Below are 16,549 nucleotides of genomic sequence, written 5' to 3' on the forward strand. Positions count from 1 at the left end.
GGATAGGGATAGAAAATCACCTACATGTAGTTCAATTCATGTCCTTGATGCTGCAAAAAAGGCTTACAACGGTGGAATTTCATTCAAAAAACTAGTTTTGCTCCCCCAAAAAGAGCCCTCCCCGACCCCATTACATCTGGATCGAGGAGAGCTCTCGCGCCTTGAGGGCTATTGACGACGCGACCGTGCGATCAACGCCACCACACCAATCAGCAACACCAGAATGCCAATGGCGATAATTCCCGCCATCACCATCCAGTTCAGCCCGCCACCTTCAGACTCTTCCTGTGCTGGGGCAGCTTCCTTGGATTCAGACGCATCCGCACTGTTGTTCGCCTGATCTCCAGGGGGTGTGTCACTCGGCTCCGGGCCATTCTTGTCCGTCGGACGCCAGTCCGGCCCATCGGTTTTCTCCCCCACGACATCGAAGACAATCTCAAAAGGCTGCTCCACGCCCATGATGTCGTCTGCCATTCCCTGCTCAAGGGCCACTCCCACATAGTAGGCACCGGCGTAAGCACGCGGACTGTCATCTCCGTCCTGCTCACGGTTGCGGTAGTTCACCACATCACCAGCGACAGCCCCCTCTTCACTTTCGTCATAGAAGATGAGCGAATCACTTCCATGGTCGATGCGCAGCGGTGAATACAGCTTGAAGTTGAGTGTGTCCGCTGCTTGACGTTCAGACGCTCCAGTGCGGACATTCACCACTGGCTGCTGCCCATACTCAACAGGAATCTTGTAGAAGCGGTACTCACCAGGCACCAAAGCATCCTTGTAGGCGCCAGGTTTCACTTCAGTAGCGGCACTGAAGCTCGTGCCACCCTTCACGTCGGTCGCTCCATTGAAGTCGAGCTGCGGGGCGTCCTCATTAGCCTTGTCTGCATCGGGTGCTGGGTACTTAGCTACTTGTGCCTCGTCGAGAATCGGCTCGAAGTCGATGACCACTTCCACGTCAGCTTCAGCGCCCGAGGTCAGCTCATCTCTCACCCCGCTCAACAGAGAAAACTCTGTCGGAACAATCCATTCCTTCGAGTCACAGTTGTCACCACCCTTTTCTGGGTCGATGACTCTCACACCCGGCTCCGGTGGAAGATAGCCCGAACCATACGTGGAGCCCGGACCCAAACCGGATGCAAGCGCCGAGCGGCAGTTTTCATTCGCGTTCTGCAGGTCACGCCCAATGACATGCAGGTTAGCCTCCCTAGCGCGACCTGAAGCCTGACGTTGTGGAAGAACCGCCGTGCTCACAATCGCACGATGCCCTTCCGGAATAGCCAACTTGAAAAAGTGCGACGGCATGTCATCGCGGGGATCGCTCTTGAAGGGCACATCTACTTTCGTGCGGTAGCGGCCCTCCCCCAACCACTTCGCATCTTCCGGCGTATCCGCATACTCAAACCACGTACCCGCCGTCTGATACGTCTCAGCAGAACGCTGCGCCAAAAACTTCAACGACTTAGCCAACGACGCAGTATCATCCGCCTCCAAAAAATCCCCCCCAGACACCCGAGCAACACACTCAAGCTCCGCACGAGCCTGCTCATCAGTCTTAAACCCAACCGTATGAATCGTCAGATCAAAACCCTCACCCGCAAGCTCCTTAGCCACCTCACACACCGGCGGCGGCGCACACGTATCAATACCATCCGACACCAAAATAATGCTGCGCTCACCCTCATCCCCCAACTCCTCGGCAGCCGCACGCAAAGAATTACCAATCGGCGTATACCCACTCGGAGTCATCTCATCAATCTTGCTATTCAACAACCCACGATCAAGCTTGCCCACCGGCACCAACGTCTCAATATCCTGACACCCCCGCTCATGATCCTCAGGCGCATTCGACACCCTCATCCCATAAGCCAACAACCCCAAATTCGCCGAATCCGGCAAATCATCCACCAACTCATGCGCAGCCCTCTTCGCCGCATCCATACGCGTCCCACCATCAACATCCGCATCCAACATCGACCCAGACGCATCAACAATCAACGCAGCCTTACTAGAACTCACACCACCTCCCCCACTCTCTTGAGCGGATGCTGCCTGCGGAACAACAACACTCCACGCCACTACCAGCGCTGCCATAAACAAAAAAGAAAGAAAAACAACGGAAAACTTATATGTCTTATTCATGTCAGTACATCCTGAATAGGGAACAGAACCTGCCAGATTCAGTTATTTGCGGCGTCGCAGCGCGATGAGCGCAACAAGTGCAGCGAGCAACAACACGATGCCGGCACCGATTGCCACCATCACCATGGTCTTGGCATCAAAGCCGCCTTCATCTACCTGATCTTGTGCCTGAGTATCCGAATCCTTCGGCTTCTCCTTGCCGTCAACGGCTGGCTCCCCCGGCGGAGTATCACTCGGCTCTGGGCCATCCTTTTCCGTCGGACGCCAATTTGGCCCATCTGCTTTCTGCCCAACGGCATCAAATGAGATTTCAAAGGGCTGTTCCACACCCATCATTGCGTCTTCATCACCCTGAGGCCTCCCCAGACCGATGTAGTAGTAACCAGCATTCGCTTGCTGATCCCCTGAGGCGGCAACATCCCTGTTTCGGTATTGGATCACTCCAGCAGAGAGGGTGGCCTCCGGTCGCGTCGATTCGAACTTGATCATCTCCCGGAACGGTGAGTACAGCGCAGGAGAAAGATTGCCCAGGCTATCCCCCTCGGATTCGAGAGCACGGTAACTGAACACAGGCTGCTGGCCGTATTCCACCGGAATCTTGTAGAAGCGATACTCACCTCGGACGATCGCGTCCTTGTAGGTTCCTGGCTTCACTTCCATCGCGTCGGAGAAGCTGGTGCCACCTTTAATACTCTGCGGCGAATCAAAGCTCAGGTCCCCTTTGTATTCTTCTTTCTTTTCTCCGTCCGGGTACTTATACACTTCATCCTCGTCTGGGATGGGTTCAAAGTTGATCACTACTTCAACTTCGACATCTTCCTCGGCCGTACCTTGGCTTTTATCGGTCGTCGTGAAGTAAATCTCATCCGGAATTGTCCAATGGCGGCTGCACCCACGTTCTTCCTTAACCGGCTCAAATCGCCTGATGAGGGCCGATGGCATCCAGCTAACCCCACCACTCGTCCCGCCGTCCATTTCGGTGGAAGTACCACCATAAATGCCGTCGCACTTCTCAGCGGTTTCATTCTGCGCGTCGATACGGCTCACAACAAAACCCGCGTCGTGGGCGCGACCCGAGGATGAGCGCTTAGGCAGCACAGTCGTGGAGATAACCGCTTTGTGCCCCTCTGGAATAGCAACTTTGTAGTAGCCCCGCTTCACATCATCGCCGGGGCTTTCTTGGAGCTCCGCTTTCACCTTGGTGCGATAGCGGCCCTCCCCCAACCACTTCGCATCCTCAGGCGTATCCGCATACTCAAACCACGTACCCGCCGTCTGATACGTCTCAGCAGAACGCTGCGCCAAAAACTTCAACGACTTAGCCAACGACGCAGTATCATCCGCCTCCAAAAAATCCCCACCAGACACCCGAGCAACACACTCAAGCTCCGCACGAGCCTGCTCATCAGTCTTAAACCCAACCGTATGAATCGTCAGATCAAAACCCTCACCCGCAAGCTCCTTAGCCACCTCACACACCGGCGGCGGCGCACACGTATCAATACCATCCGACACCAAAATAATGCTGCGCTCACCCTCATCCCCCAACTCCTCGGCAGCCGCACGCAAAGAATGACCAATCGGCGTATACCCACTCGGCGTCATCTCATCAATCTTGCTCTTCAACAACCCACGATCAAGCTTGCCCACCGGCACCAACGTCTCAATATCCTGACACCCCCGCTCATGATCCTCAGGCGCATTCGAGACCCTCATGCCATAAGCCAACAAACCCAAATTCGCCGAATCCGGCAAATCATTCACCAACTCATGCGCAGCCCTCTTCGCCGCATCCATACGCGTCCCACCATCAACATCCGCATCCAACATCGACCCAGACGCATCAACAATCAACGCAGCCTTACTAGAACTCACACCACCTCCCCCACTTTCCCCCTGCGCCATGGCCACCCCCGGCACGATGAGTCCCCCGACAAGTAGAAGCACAGCTGCGGCAAGCACCGACACCACACCGAACGCGTACTTTTTCGTCGTATCCATAAGCATGATCCTGAAAAGTCGACGGACAGGTAAGTAGGCAAAAATTAACGCGCAACAATAAAGTCACGGTTAACTCCGCATACCCATTGTGTTTCAGGTCACACGATCGGGCAACAAGTTTTAGACAAAAAATGCCCCGCCACGGGATAATCCCATGTGGCGGGGCAAAAACTAGAAGCCGAACGCTTTAGCCCTGACGAGCCTTGAAGCGCGGATCCTTCTTGTTGATCACGTAGACCTTGCCGCGGCGGCGCACAACCTGAGCGCCCGGCTTGTTCTTCAGCGACCGAAGGGAATTGCGGACCTTCATCGGGCGCTCCTTTCTGTGTCTAGCCGCGCCGGCCACCACCCGTTGCAGGTGAACAGCCAGTACGTTTTGGATTAGGCGGAAGAATACTCTTCCGCGGCTCCACCCTCACCGGAATAATCCCCGGTCAGAGCACAGCCGTACAACGGGGCACTATGTTACCCGACCATTCCGCCTGAGCCAAACCGCTAGAGTGGCAGCTATGTCTGTGAGGGATGAAGAGTTGCAAAAAGAGATCGCTAACAAGCTTGGCGTGAAGCCTACTATCGACGTCGCCGCGGAGATCGAAGCGCGCGTCGATTTCCTGGCGGATTACCTACGCACAACCCGCGCCGCGGGCTATGTCCTGGGCATCTCCGGCGGCCAAGACTCCACGCTCGCAGGAAAGCTCGCGCAACTCGCTGTGGAGAAAGTGCGTGCTGAGGGAGAGGAGGCTGAATTCGTGGCCGTACGCCTTCCCCATGGCGTGCAGGCCGATGAGGATGACGCCCAACTGGCTCTCACATTCATCGCACCCGATGAGGCCGTGACAGCAAATATTGAACCCGCCACCACCGCCATGGCCACTGCAGTCGCGGATGCACTCGGCGTAGATGGGCTCAGCGATTTCAACAAAGGCAATGTCAAAGCTCGTATGCGCATGATCGCGCAGTACGCCATCGCTGGCGAACGAGGCCTACTCGTGGTGGGCACCGACCATGCAGCGGAGAACATCACCGGCTTCTTCACCAAACACGGCGACGGCGCCGCCGACCTCATTCCTCTCGCTGGCCTGAACAAACGACAGGGTGCGGCCATGCTCAAGCACCTCGGCGCAAACCCACGCTTGTGGGAGAAGGTCCCCACCGCAGACCTGGAGGAAGACCGCCCGGCCTTGCCCGACGAGGAAGCCCTCGGCGTGACGTACACACAGATCGACGACTACCTCGAGGGCAAACCCGTCGACGACGCCGCAGCACAGCGACTCGAGCACCTGTGGCGCATCGGCCAGCACAAACGACACCTTCCACCTGGTCCGGCAGAGTCGTGGTGGCGCTAAAGGTCCGCAGTCAGTTCATCCATCCAGGATTCATCCTGTTCTTCGTCGCGGAAGTCTGCGAAACTTATCCCCGACCTTTCAACTGGCTCCCAAGCAACCTCGAAACGCTTACCACGCTGGGAGAGAACACCTAACTCTTCCAAGTGATCAAGCCCATTTTTCTGCCCGAGCGAGCCACTTCTTCCTATCGCAGTCAATGAGATCTCCTCTCGATAAATTCAGCCAATGGTTGAGTGGATCTTGTTTCAACGCGAGCGATTAAACACCACACTAACCACCCCACAAGCACCCCGTCAACGGCCTTCACCAAGCACTCGGAGAGCCTCCTCCGCCGCTCTGACCAGCGCAGACCCGTATCTCGGCCCATGCGTGTACGCGTGCACCGCTAGGGGGTGTAACTGGTGAATCGGGATGCGGGATTCCCAGTCCCGGCCAAGATTTCCGCCGGCCTCCACATATCCATCAATGATCGCGCGAAGATGCGGGGCGCCGAATAGCTCAAGCATCGCTATGTCGGTCAGCGGATGGCCACCATGCGCCGCTGGGTCAATGAAGCGCGGCCCGCTCGAAGAAAAGAGCAGGTTGCCCGCCCACAAATCACCGTGAATGCGGGCCAGCGGCGCATCTTCATCCTCAGCCAGCAGCGCATCGCATGCTTGCTTGATAGCGACGAGCCCTTCCCCACTCACATTCCCCCGCCGATGCGCCTTGATCGCAAAAGGCAGGACCCGTTGGGCGGTGTAGAAGGGGGCCCAGCGAGACGTCGATAAGCAATCTTGCTGAGCACGTCCGATGAAATTGGGGCCGCCCCACCCGGCAGCCGGTGCGCCGAACGCGTGCGCCCCCTTCGCATGAATGGCAGCCAGCTCCTCCCCTGCCCGGCGCGCAGCGTCCACGGTTGGGCGAACACTATCGACCCATTCGATGGTGAGGGTGTTGGCCTCTTCATCGAGGACGAGGACCTCCACCACCGCCTCGGAGCCTTCCCGCAACCAACGCAGATACGCCGCTTCCGCTGCTGCGGCACCCGGCGCGCTGCCGTGTTTAGTGAACACCTGCTTCATCGATACCCTCCAATTCGAGCAAGAGACGTTTCGCTTCCAACCCACCGCGGTATCCGCCAAGCGTGCCATCGGCACGCAGCACTCGGTGGCATGGCACGAGCAGCGGCAGTGGATTGTTCGCACACGCACTCCCCACTGCCCGAACGGCCTTCGGGTTGCCCACTTTCCTAGCAAGCTCGCCGTACGTCGCGGTCTCCCCGAACGGCACGCGGGCTAGTTCCCGCAGAACATCCGCACGGAAACCTGAAACGAAGCGGAAATCTAACGGCACAGTGAACTCCCGCCGCTGCCCGGAAAAATACTCAGCTAACTCGCGTGCAGCGGGTGGTACGTCGTGCGCCAGGCCAATGCGTCCGCATTCAGCCTCGATCCCGTCCGCCTCAAACAGCACTTTCACCACGCCAGCAGGAGACGTCACCACACCCAGCTGACCAATCGGCGATGGCATCTCATGAAAGCGCAGATCATCCATGGCCCCAGCGTATAGAGACCTCACCCCCATCAGCGCTGCAGCCTCACCAAAATGTTGTTAGCGTTGCAAACATGAGACGCGCAAAAGTAACCCACGTCACAATGGCAACCATCGCCGCCGCGGGACTTGCACTCACTGCATGCACCGTCGATGACACCAGCACAGACGACACCGCTAGCGAAGACACAGCCCTGTCCACCCAATCAACCGCCGCGGAAGCAGAGGCAGAGACTGAAACGGAGATGTCGACAAGCGCCTCCTCCTCCGCTGACTCCAGCGATGATTTGAACCGCTACGACGGCTACGTCATGAACAGCTTCTTCACCGCTCTACACCAGCTACCCGGGCTGGAAGTAGAAAGTGGTGAGAGCGATCCGAAGAAGCACCGCGTTGAAGCCGAGCTGTTCAACAGCGACGAGACACTGCGAGTACTGAGCTTCATCTACATCCCGAGTTTCAACGATGAATATGAGGCCGTGACCTCCTCCTCGGATAGGGGTTTCAAGCGCGCTTACGACAGCGCAGTTGAGGTCTTCACCGACGAAGGCGACACCTACGACGAAACGAAGTACGACACTGACAACCTCAAGTGGCAGTGCGTCGAAGCCACCAATACCCAGGGCGGCGACATCGATTACGCGGTGTGCCTCACTCACTTTGGCGGCCGCATAGTCGAAGCCCACCGACTGATCCTCAGCGAAGACCGCAATGACAGTGACAAGGCCTTGGACAAGCTCCTGCAGGACTTCGACGATGCCCTGTCCAACATGAAGAAGCGCGACTAACCAGCAGAGAGGTCACTATGTTCTCCTTGTTCAAGAAGAAGCAGACCACTCCCTCCGCCCCAGCCACACCCGCCACCCCGGCGCCCGATTTCGACTTCCTCGCCAATGTTCCCCCAGGCTGGGAATTGCTTATCGACGGCGAAAACCCCACCCCGTGGCCTCCCACCCCGAACCTGGGGATGGTCACTTCGGGTTAAGTAACAGAAAGTGTGTCTGCCACCGGTGCGTCGTGGAGGGTTGAGGGCTGGCCTTGGCTGCTTCCTTTCGCTGGGCTGTGTAAAAATTTACCGCGCGAAAAATTGGATCAGATGAATCCCCAGGTAGAAAATTTCTACTATCTAATAGTTACCTGGGCAATGTAAAATTTTACACCGAAGTCCTCCAGGGGCGAGCACTCAGGGACTGAAGTAAATTCTGGAACCTTATTTACGCCCGTTTTATATATTTTGACCAGCAAATATGTTGAAAATCGGACACACTTTTTGCTACTTAACCCTCGTTTAACCCTCGTTTAACCCGTCACTTCGGCTTCTGACCGAAACAAAAAGCTGCCCCGCCATCAGGCTGGGCAGCTTTCATCTTGTGGAGCTAACGGGATTCGAACCCGTGACCCCCACACTGCCAGTGTGGTGCGCTACCAACTGCGCCATAGCCCCGTAGCTTCGGCGAACTGGGGTTTTAAGCCCGTGTTCGCCGTGCGACTCCGATCAATATACACCCGCTACCGGGCGAGACCAAAATCGCTTGCTCACTGCCGTTTTAGCAGTTTTAGGAGAAAAGGTCGGTGATCCAGTTCTCGAGGGGATCAGAGTCGACGTCCTTGCCGTCGACAAGCACGCGCGGTGACGACAGCTGACCGGTCTTGTCGACGAGATCCTTTTCATTCGCATCGCCGATCTCCTTGGCGCGCTCCAGGTACTCACCGTTACGGATCGCCTCAGCTGCACCCTTGGATGCGCCAACCTCACGTGCCAGATCGGCCAGCTTGTTGTTGTCCGTACCCGTGTAGAGGGTGTCCTGCTGCTCAAGGAGGATCTTGCGGAGGTTCCAGTAGGCCTCGACCTCACCCTTGTCGGCCAGTGCGAGCAAAGCAGCCAGGGAGTGCGTGGACCTGTTCGGCGAGTAACGCTCAGCCGTGCCATCAAGGAAGGTCAACGGGTGAATATTCACCTTGAGTTCACCGGCCTTGATCTTTTCCAGCATCTCATCATCCGTCGCCTTGGCCAGCTCAGCACAGTAGTGGCAGGCAAGGTCCTCGTAGATGCCTGCTTCCTTCGCTTCCTTGGTGCTCTCCGCGGCATCTTCCCCCTCAGCCGGCGCAGCGCTCAAGGTGATGATGTTATCGGTGAGCTCCATGCTCACGCCCTCCACGGGCTGCACCTTTTCCGCAATGCGATCAGCCTGCGCACCACGGCCGTTGTACACGATCAGGCCGATGACCAGCGCACCAATGAGCACCAACGCAGACAGTGCCACCCAGAATCCCTTGTTTCCCGACGAATTCGGGTTTGCTACCGAGCGCGACGCACCCTTGTTTGCCTTCGAATTAGAAGAAGTCACAGTTAATCACCTTGATAGTCAGTGGTTAAAGATGGTTGAAGATGGTTGAAAAGTCAGAGCTGTTTCACCCAGAAAGTTTAGGGGTACAACGCGAATTTCTTAAACGGCCGATAAATCATGAACAGGGTCACCGCTACGTAGCCAATGTCACGGGCAATCGCCCACAGCAGATCAGTCGCGGAACTATCGGGGTCTGGCCCGAAGCAACCACAATCAATCTGCAGGCCACGGCTGTAGGCAGAAGCCAAGCCGATGATGAACAACAGAAGCACCACGATGGAGACCCAGCCTGCCGGCCGCAGCTTGATTCCCAGCAGGAGGATGAGCCCGCCAGCGATCTCCAGCGGACCAATCAGCCCAGCCAGAAGCTGCGACCAGTATGGGGTGAAGATGTCATACGCCTCAATGCTCTGGGTGGTCAGCGCGTGAGCACCGAGCTTGTTGTAGCCGGCATATATCCACATGATGGCAAGCCCAAAACGGGCAAGCGCCGAAAGAACGTCGAGCACGTGAGTGCTTGTCGACGTCTGCGCTGCAGACTCTGCTGACACTGCAGTCTCTGCAGGCGCTGCGGGGGAATCCTGTTGAATCGTCACCTAAATCAGCGTAGCGGAAAACCCATGTGGGCTAACCACTACTACCCTATGACTCTCCTAACACTTTTCCAACACAGCACTTCCCAACGCACGAAGAAATCCGAACGTGCCGTTGAATGCAACGGCTATATTGAACAACCGAGGTACAACGACGACTCGTCGAAAACACTGTATGGATGACTCAGGCCGAAATGTCAGAGCTTTTCGATATCAGCCGTTCCGGCACTAGCGAGCACCTGAAATCAATTTTCAACACAAGAGAGCTAAACCGTGACGAGGTTGTTCGGAAATTCCGAAAGGAGCCAGGTCACCCGGGGCAAGGACGTACCTTAGAGCACTACAATCTTGACGCGATTATGGCCGTCGGATTTCGCGTCCGCGGCCCCGCGTGGATCGGAAACTGATCGCCCAGAGACAACGTCTCCAACCCCGGAGGAGGGGGCAGAATCCGGGGAGTGGCTAGTCACTCAAAACGTCGTTGACCAGCGCTTGTGCTTCCTTCTGCACCTGCTCGAGGTGATCCTGCCCTTTGAAGGACTCAGCGTAGATCTTGTACTTGTCCTCCGTGCCGGAGGGGCGTGCTGCGAACCAGGCGTGCTCCGTGGTCACCTTGAGTCCACCGATGGCAGCACCGTTGCCGGGGGCTTCGGTGAGCTTGGCGGTGATCGGGTCGCCGGCCAAGGTCGTGGCTGTGACCTGCTCCGGTGAGAGTTTCTTCAGTGTCGCCTTCTGCTCGCGGTTCGCCTCCGCGTCCGTGCGCGCGTAGACCGGTGCGCCGAAGGTTGCCTCCAGCTCCGCGTAGCGTTGGGACGGCGTCTTGCCCGTCACCGCCGTAATCTCCGAGGCCAGCAGGTCCATGATCAGGCCGTCCTTGTCCGTCGACCACACCGTGCCGTCTTTACGCAGGAAGGATGCACCGGCGGATTCTTCGCCGCCGAAGCCCACGGAGCCGCTAATAAGCCCCGGCACAAACCACTTGAAACCAACGGGGACCTCAACGAGCTTGCGGCCCAACGAGGCGACAACGCGATCGATCATCGAGGACGACACAAGCGTCTTCCCCACCGCCGTATCCTGCGCCCAACCGTCACGGTGCGCGAACAGGTACTCGATGGCCACGGCGAGGTAGTGGTTCGGGTTCATCAGTCCCGCATCCGGGGTGACAATGCCATGGCGGTCCGCATCCGCGTCATTGCCAGTAGCAATGTCGTACTTATCACGGTTAGCCACCAGGCTGGCCATGGAATTCGGCGAGGAGCAGTCCATGCGGATCTTGCCGTCCGTATCCAATGTCATGAACCGCCACGTCGCATCCACCTGTGGGTTCACCACGGTGAGGTTCAGACCGTGCGCCTCCGCGATGGCACCCCAGTAATCCACCGAGGCCCCACCCATCGGGTCCGCGCCGATGCGCAGCCCAGAGGAACGGATCGCATCAATATCCACCACGTTGACCAGGTCAGCCACGTAGTTCTTCATAAAGGAGTGCTTGCCAGCCCGCTCATCCAGCACACCGCTGACCGGGGTGCGCTGCACGCCCTCCAGGCCGTTCGCCAAGTACGCGTTCGCGCGCGCCGCAATCCAATCCGTCGCATCCGTATCTGCCGGGCCACCGGAGGGTGGGTTGTACTTAAAGCCACCATCGCGCGGCGGGTTGTGGGACGGGGTGATCACAATGCCATCCGCCCGCTTCGGATCCGTGCCGGTCACACCACCAGCAAGGGAGGCATTGTGCGCCAGGATCGCGTGGGAAACGGCGGGGGTGGGGGTGTAGCGCCCGCATTCGTCGACAAGCACGGCGATGTCATTCGCAATGAGCACCTCGAGCGCCGACACCATCGCGGGCTCACTCAGCGCGTGCGTATCGCGTCCGATGTACACGGGGCCGCCGATCGCATTCTCGCGGCGATAATCGACGATTGCCTGCGTGGTCGCCCAAATATGCTGCTGGTTAAACGCATTATCCAAGCTCGAACCACGGTGCCCCGACGTACCAAACACCACCTGCTGGTCCGGATCATGCGGATCGATCTCACGCGTGTAGTACGCGGTAACCACCTCCGCGATGTCAATGAGATCCTCGGGACGAGCGGGTTGGCCGGCTCTCGCGTGCGCCATGCTTACTCCTTATGCGGTCGGGCTAACGGTCCACCCCCATCTTCCCCCGCTTTGCGGAACTCCGCCACGCAAAGTCCCATTTACGGCCCTGACGGGTGGGTGCGTTACCGTGTACATGTGTTCAGTACTGCGCTCAAAGAAGGTCTCGCCATTGGTTTTGGCGCGTCTTTCGGTGCGCTTGCACGTTTCGCGTTCACGCCGTTGATTGCGCCGGAGCCGCCGGCGGAGATCATCATCATCTTCATCATCAACTTCATCGGCTGTTTCCTCATGGGCCGCTTCGATCCAGGCCCATTCTGGGGTCGCGGGATGATCGGCGGGTTCACCACGTTCTCCGCAGTGTCCTTCCTGGCCATGCAGACCAGCGCGCTGCACGCCTTCATGTACATGGCGGGCACCATGGTCGTGGGCCTCGCCGCGTGGGAGCTCGGCCATGCTTTTCGACGATCGGCCACCCCATGACCCCACGCACCCCCCAATTCTTAGGCCCCGACGGCGTTGTCGGCTCCCACCTGCGCGAAGCCTTGAGCACCGGCGATGGTGCACTCACGATTTTCCTGTTGTTCGTGTTCGTGGGCTTCGGCGCTTTCCTCGGCGGGCTGACCCGCTGGGCGCTGAGCATGGTTCTCAAAGGCACTCCCGGGACGTGGGCAGCCAACCTCATCGGCTCTGCTGTCCTCGGCTTTTCCGCAGCGATGCCCGCCATGTGGCCAGCCTTCTTGGGCGCCGGTTTCGGCGGTGCCGTATCCACCTTGTCCACCATGGCCAAAGAAATGGGCCAGATGGTGGAGCGTAAAGAGTGGTGGCCACTGCTGCGCTACACCACGGTGACGTGTGTCGCCGGCATCATCGCTGCGTGGTACGGGCTGAGGGTTGGCTTGCAGCTCATTCCGGCGTTCTAGCTCTTTGTCTCGCTTATTCCGCTTACTCAGCAATCGCGTCGAGTGGCGGTGTCTTCGCCGCGCGCTGCGCCGGCCACAGAGCCGCAACAACACCAACGACGAGAGAGCTAACCAACATCACAGCGAGCAAGGTCCACGGGTAGGCAATGCTCGATAGACCCTGATCCTTGAGCACCGTGAGGAACGCCCAGCCCAGCGCGAGACCAGTGAGCACGCCGAGCAGCGCACCAAAAACGGCGATCTGAACCGACTCCAGAATGATCATGGTGCGCAACTGCCGGCGCTGAGCACCCACGGCGCGCAGCATGCCGATCTCCTGGCGGCGCTCAATGACGGACAAAGTGAGAGTGTTGATAATGCCCAGCACCGCAATCACCACCGCCAACGACAACAACGCGTACAGGATGTACAGCATCTGATTGATCAGCTGCTTAGCTTCACCGCCGAATTCCTCCGGGGTGCGCACTTGGACGATGATGCTGTCCTTCACCGCCTCCTCCACGTTGGCGCGCAGAGTGTCTTCGTCCACGCTGCCATCGTTGCTGGCCCCTACCATGAGGATGGTCTCTTGATCCGGTCGCACCAGCTTTTCAGCCGTCGCCCGAGAGATGACAAAAGATTCCAAAATGTTGGACTTGCCGAAGATGCCCTTCACCTCCGCCTGCACGGGCCCGTCTTGGCTCAGCGGCGAAGCAACGTCGACGACATCCCCAACGGTGAGGTTGTTCTCCTGCGCATACGCCTCGGGCAAAACAACGCCACCGCCCGACAAATCCGATGTACCCGCGACCATGTCCATGACAGTGAGACGTCCCGGATCGCCATTCATTACATCGCTAACCTGCAGCGGGCCCATCTCGTAGGCAGCTTTGCCATTCACCGTCAGGGGCGCCTGCGAGTATGTGATCACATCCCCCACGCCCTCGGCTTCTTCCACCTTGCCCGGCACATCACCCGGAACAGGGAAGGCACCGAACTGGGGGCCATACATAACAAGATCGGCGGTGATCTCCTCTTCGAGGATGTCATCCACCGAACGCTGCATGGTGGAGCCCAGCATGCCAAATGCCGTCACCAGCGCCACACCCAACATCAGGGCAAATGCCGTGGCGGAAGCACGCCGGGGGTTGCGCTTCGAATTCGTCGCCGCCAGCGATCCCACCGCACCAAAAGGCGCCCCGATCCCCTTGCCCAGCATCGGCACGATCGGTAGCGACAGCGCCGGGCCCGCTAGAAACAGACCGATGATCGCCGAGACAGCGGCGCCACCAACCAGTCCCGCGCGCGGCCCCGTCGAGCCGTCCTCCCACAACACACCCCATGCGGCCAAACCCACACCTGCAAGGAGCAACACCGCACCGACCAAAGTGCGGGCCTTGAGCGGTTGCGGTGACGCAGACTCACTTGAACGCATGGCCTCCACCGGCTGCACCCGGCCCGCACGTCGCGCCGGAGCCCACGCCGAAGCCACCGTCACCAACGCACCCACGAGGATGGGCACCGCAACCGCCTGAACAGATACGCCCCAGCCCGCCCCGGGTAGCTCCATGCCTTGGCGTTCCATGATCACGCGAATCACTGCAACGAGCCCCGCCCCCGCAAGCACGCCAAGCGCCGAGCCAATCACGCCAACAATCGCAGCTTCCACAACCACGGACCGCGTAATCTGGCTTTTCGACGCCCCCAATGCCCTCAACAGCGCAAACTCCTTCGTCCTCTGCGCCACAATCATGGAGAAGGTATTAGCGATGAGGAACGTACCCACCAGCAGACCCACAAGGCCAAAAGCGATGAGGAAGTAGCTGACGAAGCTGAGGGTGTTGCGGATTTCTTCCGAGGCTTCGTCGGCAAGCGTCTGGCCTTCCTTGACCTCGTACTCCGGGAACGCTTCCGCAAGATGCGCAGTGAGCTGCGTGGGTTCGACCCCCTCCTTCGCGCTGACTGAGAACCCTGGAACTGTCCCGTGCGCGGCATAAAACTGCAGGTACGACTCCTCCGGGATGCGCAGCGTCAACGACATCCCTTGGTCCAGCTCATTGGTATAGAAGCCAGTTACCTTCATCGTCTGGGTGGCCTGGGTATCCACAACAATGAGTTCATCACCGATGGAGATCCCATACTTGTCCGCCCCCTTCGCGTTCACCATCGCCTCACCGACGGCGCTGGGCGCATCCCCCTCGACGATCTCGGGGACCGACCCCACCGCATCTGCCGGCGGGTAGTAAATGTGGACCTCAGAGACACCAGCACCCGTTTGGTACGCGTTGCGGTCACTGTCCGCGATAACGACGGCGGTACGGCCACTGATGTTAACTTTGTCGACGTCGGGGTCCGCCCCAATGGCATCCCGAAGCTCCAGCGGCACTGGCACCCCCTGCCCTTTTCCACGCACGACCGCATCATCGTCCGCGAATGCACTCGCGACAGCCGAGTCAAAGGTCTTACCTAGCATCGTGGTAAACATCAGCGACCCAGCAATGAACGCAGTTCCCAGCACCACCGCGAGAACAGTGAGCGCGAGACGAAGCTTATGAGCTGCAATATTCCGCAGCGATACCTTGGTTAAAGCGCTGGCCATTAGCCCTCAATCCCCGACATCGTGGATAGGATGCGCTCCATCGTTGGGTCATACATCTCATCGACGATGTTCCCATCCGCGAGAAACACCACACGATCGGCATACGATGCCGCACGGGCATCATGGGTCACGATGACCACCGTCTGCTCGTCTCCATCCACCGCTGCGCGCAGAATCTCGAGGACCTCGCGGGACGAATTCGAATCCAGGTTGCCCGTCGGCTCATCGCCAAAGATGATCTCAGGACGGCTCACAAGGGCACGAGCACAAGCCACTCGCTGCTGCTGACCACCGGAAAGCTCACTTGGGCGGTGCGTCAAACGGTTGGTCAGGCCGAGGCGCGAGGTTATCTCCTCGAACCACTCCTGATCGACTTGGCCGCCGGCGATATCGGTCGGAAGAGTAATGTTTTCGGCCGCAGTAAGCGTGGGTACGAGATTGAAAGACTGGAAGATGAACCCAAGACGGTCACGGCGCAGAGCCGTGAGCTCCTTGTCATTGAGCGTGGCCAAATCGGTGTCCCCGATAAAAGCCGAACCGGCATCAAACGAATCCAAGCCAGCCATTGAGTGCATGAGCGTCGACTTACCGGAGCCACTGGGCCCCATGATCGCAGTGAACTCATTCCGCGCGAACTCGACGCTCACGCCATCAAGCGCCGTGACCTGAGTGTCGCCGCTGCCATATGTCTTTACCAGGCTGACCGCGCGTGCTGCAGCCTCGTGCATGCTCATGTCCACTTTTGAATGCCGGCCCACCGTATCCACCTGTTCCTCGCTGTGCTGATCATGACGCGACCAGGCGCGCCACAATGTACTCCGTACGAGACTAGACGATTACCGTGCAGTCACCCATCGGAGCAGGTGCCGGTAGCTGGGTTGGTTTGACGATCGTGGAATTTGCTTCTTGTTCTCCCTGGTCGCGTGTGGGCGCTAGACACGATAGTCAAACAGTGTGTGGGTACAACAAAGAAACGCGGCACCCTTGG

At 58.5% G+C, this 16,549-nt stretch carries 15 protein-coding genes and 1 tRNA gene; 5 read left to right on the forward strand and 11 right to left on the reverse strand.

Annotated features, from left to right (window positions below; translation table 11 throughout):
• Nucleotides 1–168: 168 nt before the first annotated feature.
• From L8U60_RS03420 to ykgO, 3 genes are all read right to left on the reverse strand, one after another.
• Complete coding sequence (locus L8U60_RS03420) at nt 169–2,016, reverse strand: vWA domain-containing protein (protein ID WP_269964983.1); 1,848 nt, start codon at nt 2,014–2,016, stop codon at nt 169–171.
• 165 nt (nt 2,017–2,181) lie between these two features.
• Complete coding sequence (locus tag L8U60_RS03425; protein WP_269964984.1) at nt 2,182–4,140, reverse strand: vWA domain-containing protein; 1,959 nt, start codon at nt 4,138–4,140, stop codon at nt 2,182–2,184.
• A 187-nt stretch (nt 4,141–4,327) separates the two neighbouring features.
• Nucleotides 4,328–4,450, reverse strand: coding sequence for a type B 50S ribosomal protein L36 (gene ykgO / locus L8U60_RS03430; protein WP_034665258.1), 123 nt, complete (start codon nt 4,448–4,450; stop codon nt 4,328–4,330).
• Between the two features lie 199 nt (nt 4,451–4,649).
• Between ykgO and nadE the strand changes: the two genes are divergently transcribed.
• Nucleotides 4,650–5,486 (forward strand): ammonia-dependent NAD(+) synthetase, encoded by an 837-nt coding sequence (nadE, locus tag L8U60_RS03435; RefSeq protein WP_269964985.1) that lies wholly within the window; start codon nt 4,650–4,652, stop codon nt 5,484–5,486.
• Nucleotides 5,487–5,779: 293 nt separating this feature from the next.
• On the opposite strand, the gene L8U60_RS03440 is transcribed toward nadE, so the two are convergent.
• Together L8U60_RS03440 and L8U60_RS03445 are read right to left on the reverse strand one after the other, a co-directional pair.
• Nucleotides 5,780–6,550 (reverse strand): fructosamine kinase family protein, encoded by a 771-nt coding sequence (locus L8U60_RS03440; protein WP_269964986.1) that lies wholly within the window; start codon nt 6,548–6,550, stop codon nt 5,780–5,782.
• On the reverse strand, nt 6,531–7,022 hold the full coding sequence (locus tag L8U60_RS03445) for a methylated-DNA--[protein]-cysteine S-methyltransferase (RefSeq protein ID WP_269964987.1): 492 nt from the start codon (nt 7,020–7,022) through the stop codon (nt 6,531–6,533). Before L8U60_RS03445 ends, L8U60_RS03440 begins: the two co-directional genes overlap by 20 nt.
• Nucleotides 7,023–7,093: 71 nt before the next feature.
• On the opposite strand from L8U60_RS03445, the gene L8U60_RS03450 reads away from it, so the two are divergent.
• On the forward strand, nt 7,094–7,807 hold the full coding sequence (locus L8U60_RS03450) for a hypothetical protein (protein ID WP_269964988.1): 714 nt from the start codon (nt 7,094–7,096) through the stop codon (nt 7,805–7,807).
• A 17-nt stretch (nt 7,808–7,824) separates the two neighbouring features.
• Nucleotides 7,825–8,004: a hypothetical protein gene (locus tag L8U60_RS03455; protein WP_269964989.1), complete on the forward strand. Its 180-nt coding sequence runs from the start codon at nt 7,825–7,827 to the stop codon at nt 8,002–8,004.
• Between the two features lie 386 nt (nt 8,005–8,390).
• On the opposite strand, the gene L8U60_RS03460 is transcribed toward L8U60_RS03455, so the two are convergent.
• From L8U60_RS03460 to pgm, 4 genes are all read right to left on the reverse strand, one after another.
• Nucleotides 8,391–8,463, reverse strand: a tRNA-Ala gene (locus tag L8U60_RS03460).
• A 112-nt stretch (nt 8,464–8,575) separates the two neighbouring features.
• A complete protein-coding gene (locus L8U60_RS03465) occupies nt 8,576–9,367 on the reverse strand; it encodes a DsbA family protein (RefSeq protein ID WP_269964990.1) in 792 nt (263 codons plus the stop codon).
• A 77-nt stretch (nt 9,368–9,444) separates the two neighbouring features.
• Nucleotides 9,445–9,963, reverse strand: a complete 519-nt coding sequence (locus L8U60_RS03470; protein WP_269964991.1) for a MauE/DoxX family redox-associated membrane protein — start codon at nt 9,961–9,963, stop codon at nt 9,445–9,447.
• A gap of 459 nt (nt 9,964–10,422) precedes the next feature.
• The gene (gene pgm, locus L8U60_RS03475) at nt 10,423–12,081 is read right to left on the reverse strand and encodes a phosphoglucomutase (alpha-D-glucose-1,6-bisphosphate-dependent) (protein WP_269964992.1); all 1,659 of its coding nucleotides are present in this window, start codon (nt 12,079–12,081) and stop codon (nt 10,423–10,425) included.
• Between the two features lie 117 nt (nt 12,082–12,198).
• Between pgm and L8U60_RS10840 the strand changes: the two genes are divergently transcribed.
• The gene (locus tag L8U60_RS10840) at nt 12,199–12,543 is read left to right on the forward strand and encodes a CrcB family protein (protein ID WP_269964993.1); all 345 of its coding nucleotides are present in this window, start codon (nt 12,199–12,201) and stop codon (nt 12,541–12,543) included.
• Nucleotides 12,540–12,983, forward strand: coding sequence for a FluC/FEX family fluoride channel (locus L8U60_RS03485; protein ID WP_269964994.1), 444 nt, complete (start codon nt 12,540–12,542; stop codon nt 12,981–12,983). The genes L8U60_RS10840 and L8U60_RS03485 overlap by 4 nt, the downstream gene beginning before the upstream one ends.
• A gap of 22 nt (nt 12,984–13,005) precedes the next feature.
• On the opposite strand, the gene L8U60_RS03490 is transcribed toward L8U60_RS03485, so the two are convergent.
• Entirely contained in the window at nt 13,006–15,561 is a 2,556-nt protein-coding gene (locus L8U60_RS03490; protein WP_269964995.1) for an ABC transporter permease, read from the reverse strand.
• Nucleotides 15,561–16,295 carry an ABC transporter ATP-binding protein gene (locus L8U60_RS03495; protein ID WP_269964996.1) on the reverse strand — a complete coding sequence of 245 codons (735 nt, stop codon included), beginning with the start codon at nt 16,293–16,295 and terminating at the stop codon, nt 15,561–15,563. The genes L8U60_RS03490 and L8U60_RS03495 overlap by 1 nt, the downstream gene beginning before the upstream one ends.
• Between the last annotated feature and the right edge of the window lie 254 nt (nt 16,296–16,549).

This window comes from Corynebacterium meitnerae, assembly GCF_027570075.1.
Lineage (GTDB): Bacteria > Actinomycetota > Actinomycetes > Mycobacteriales > Mycobacteriaceae > Corynebacterium > Corynebacterium meitnerae.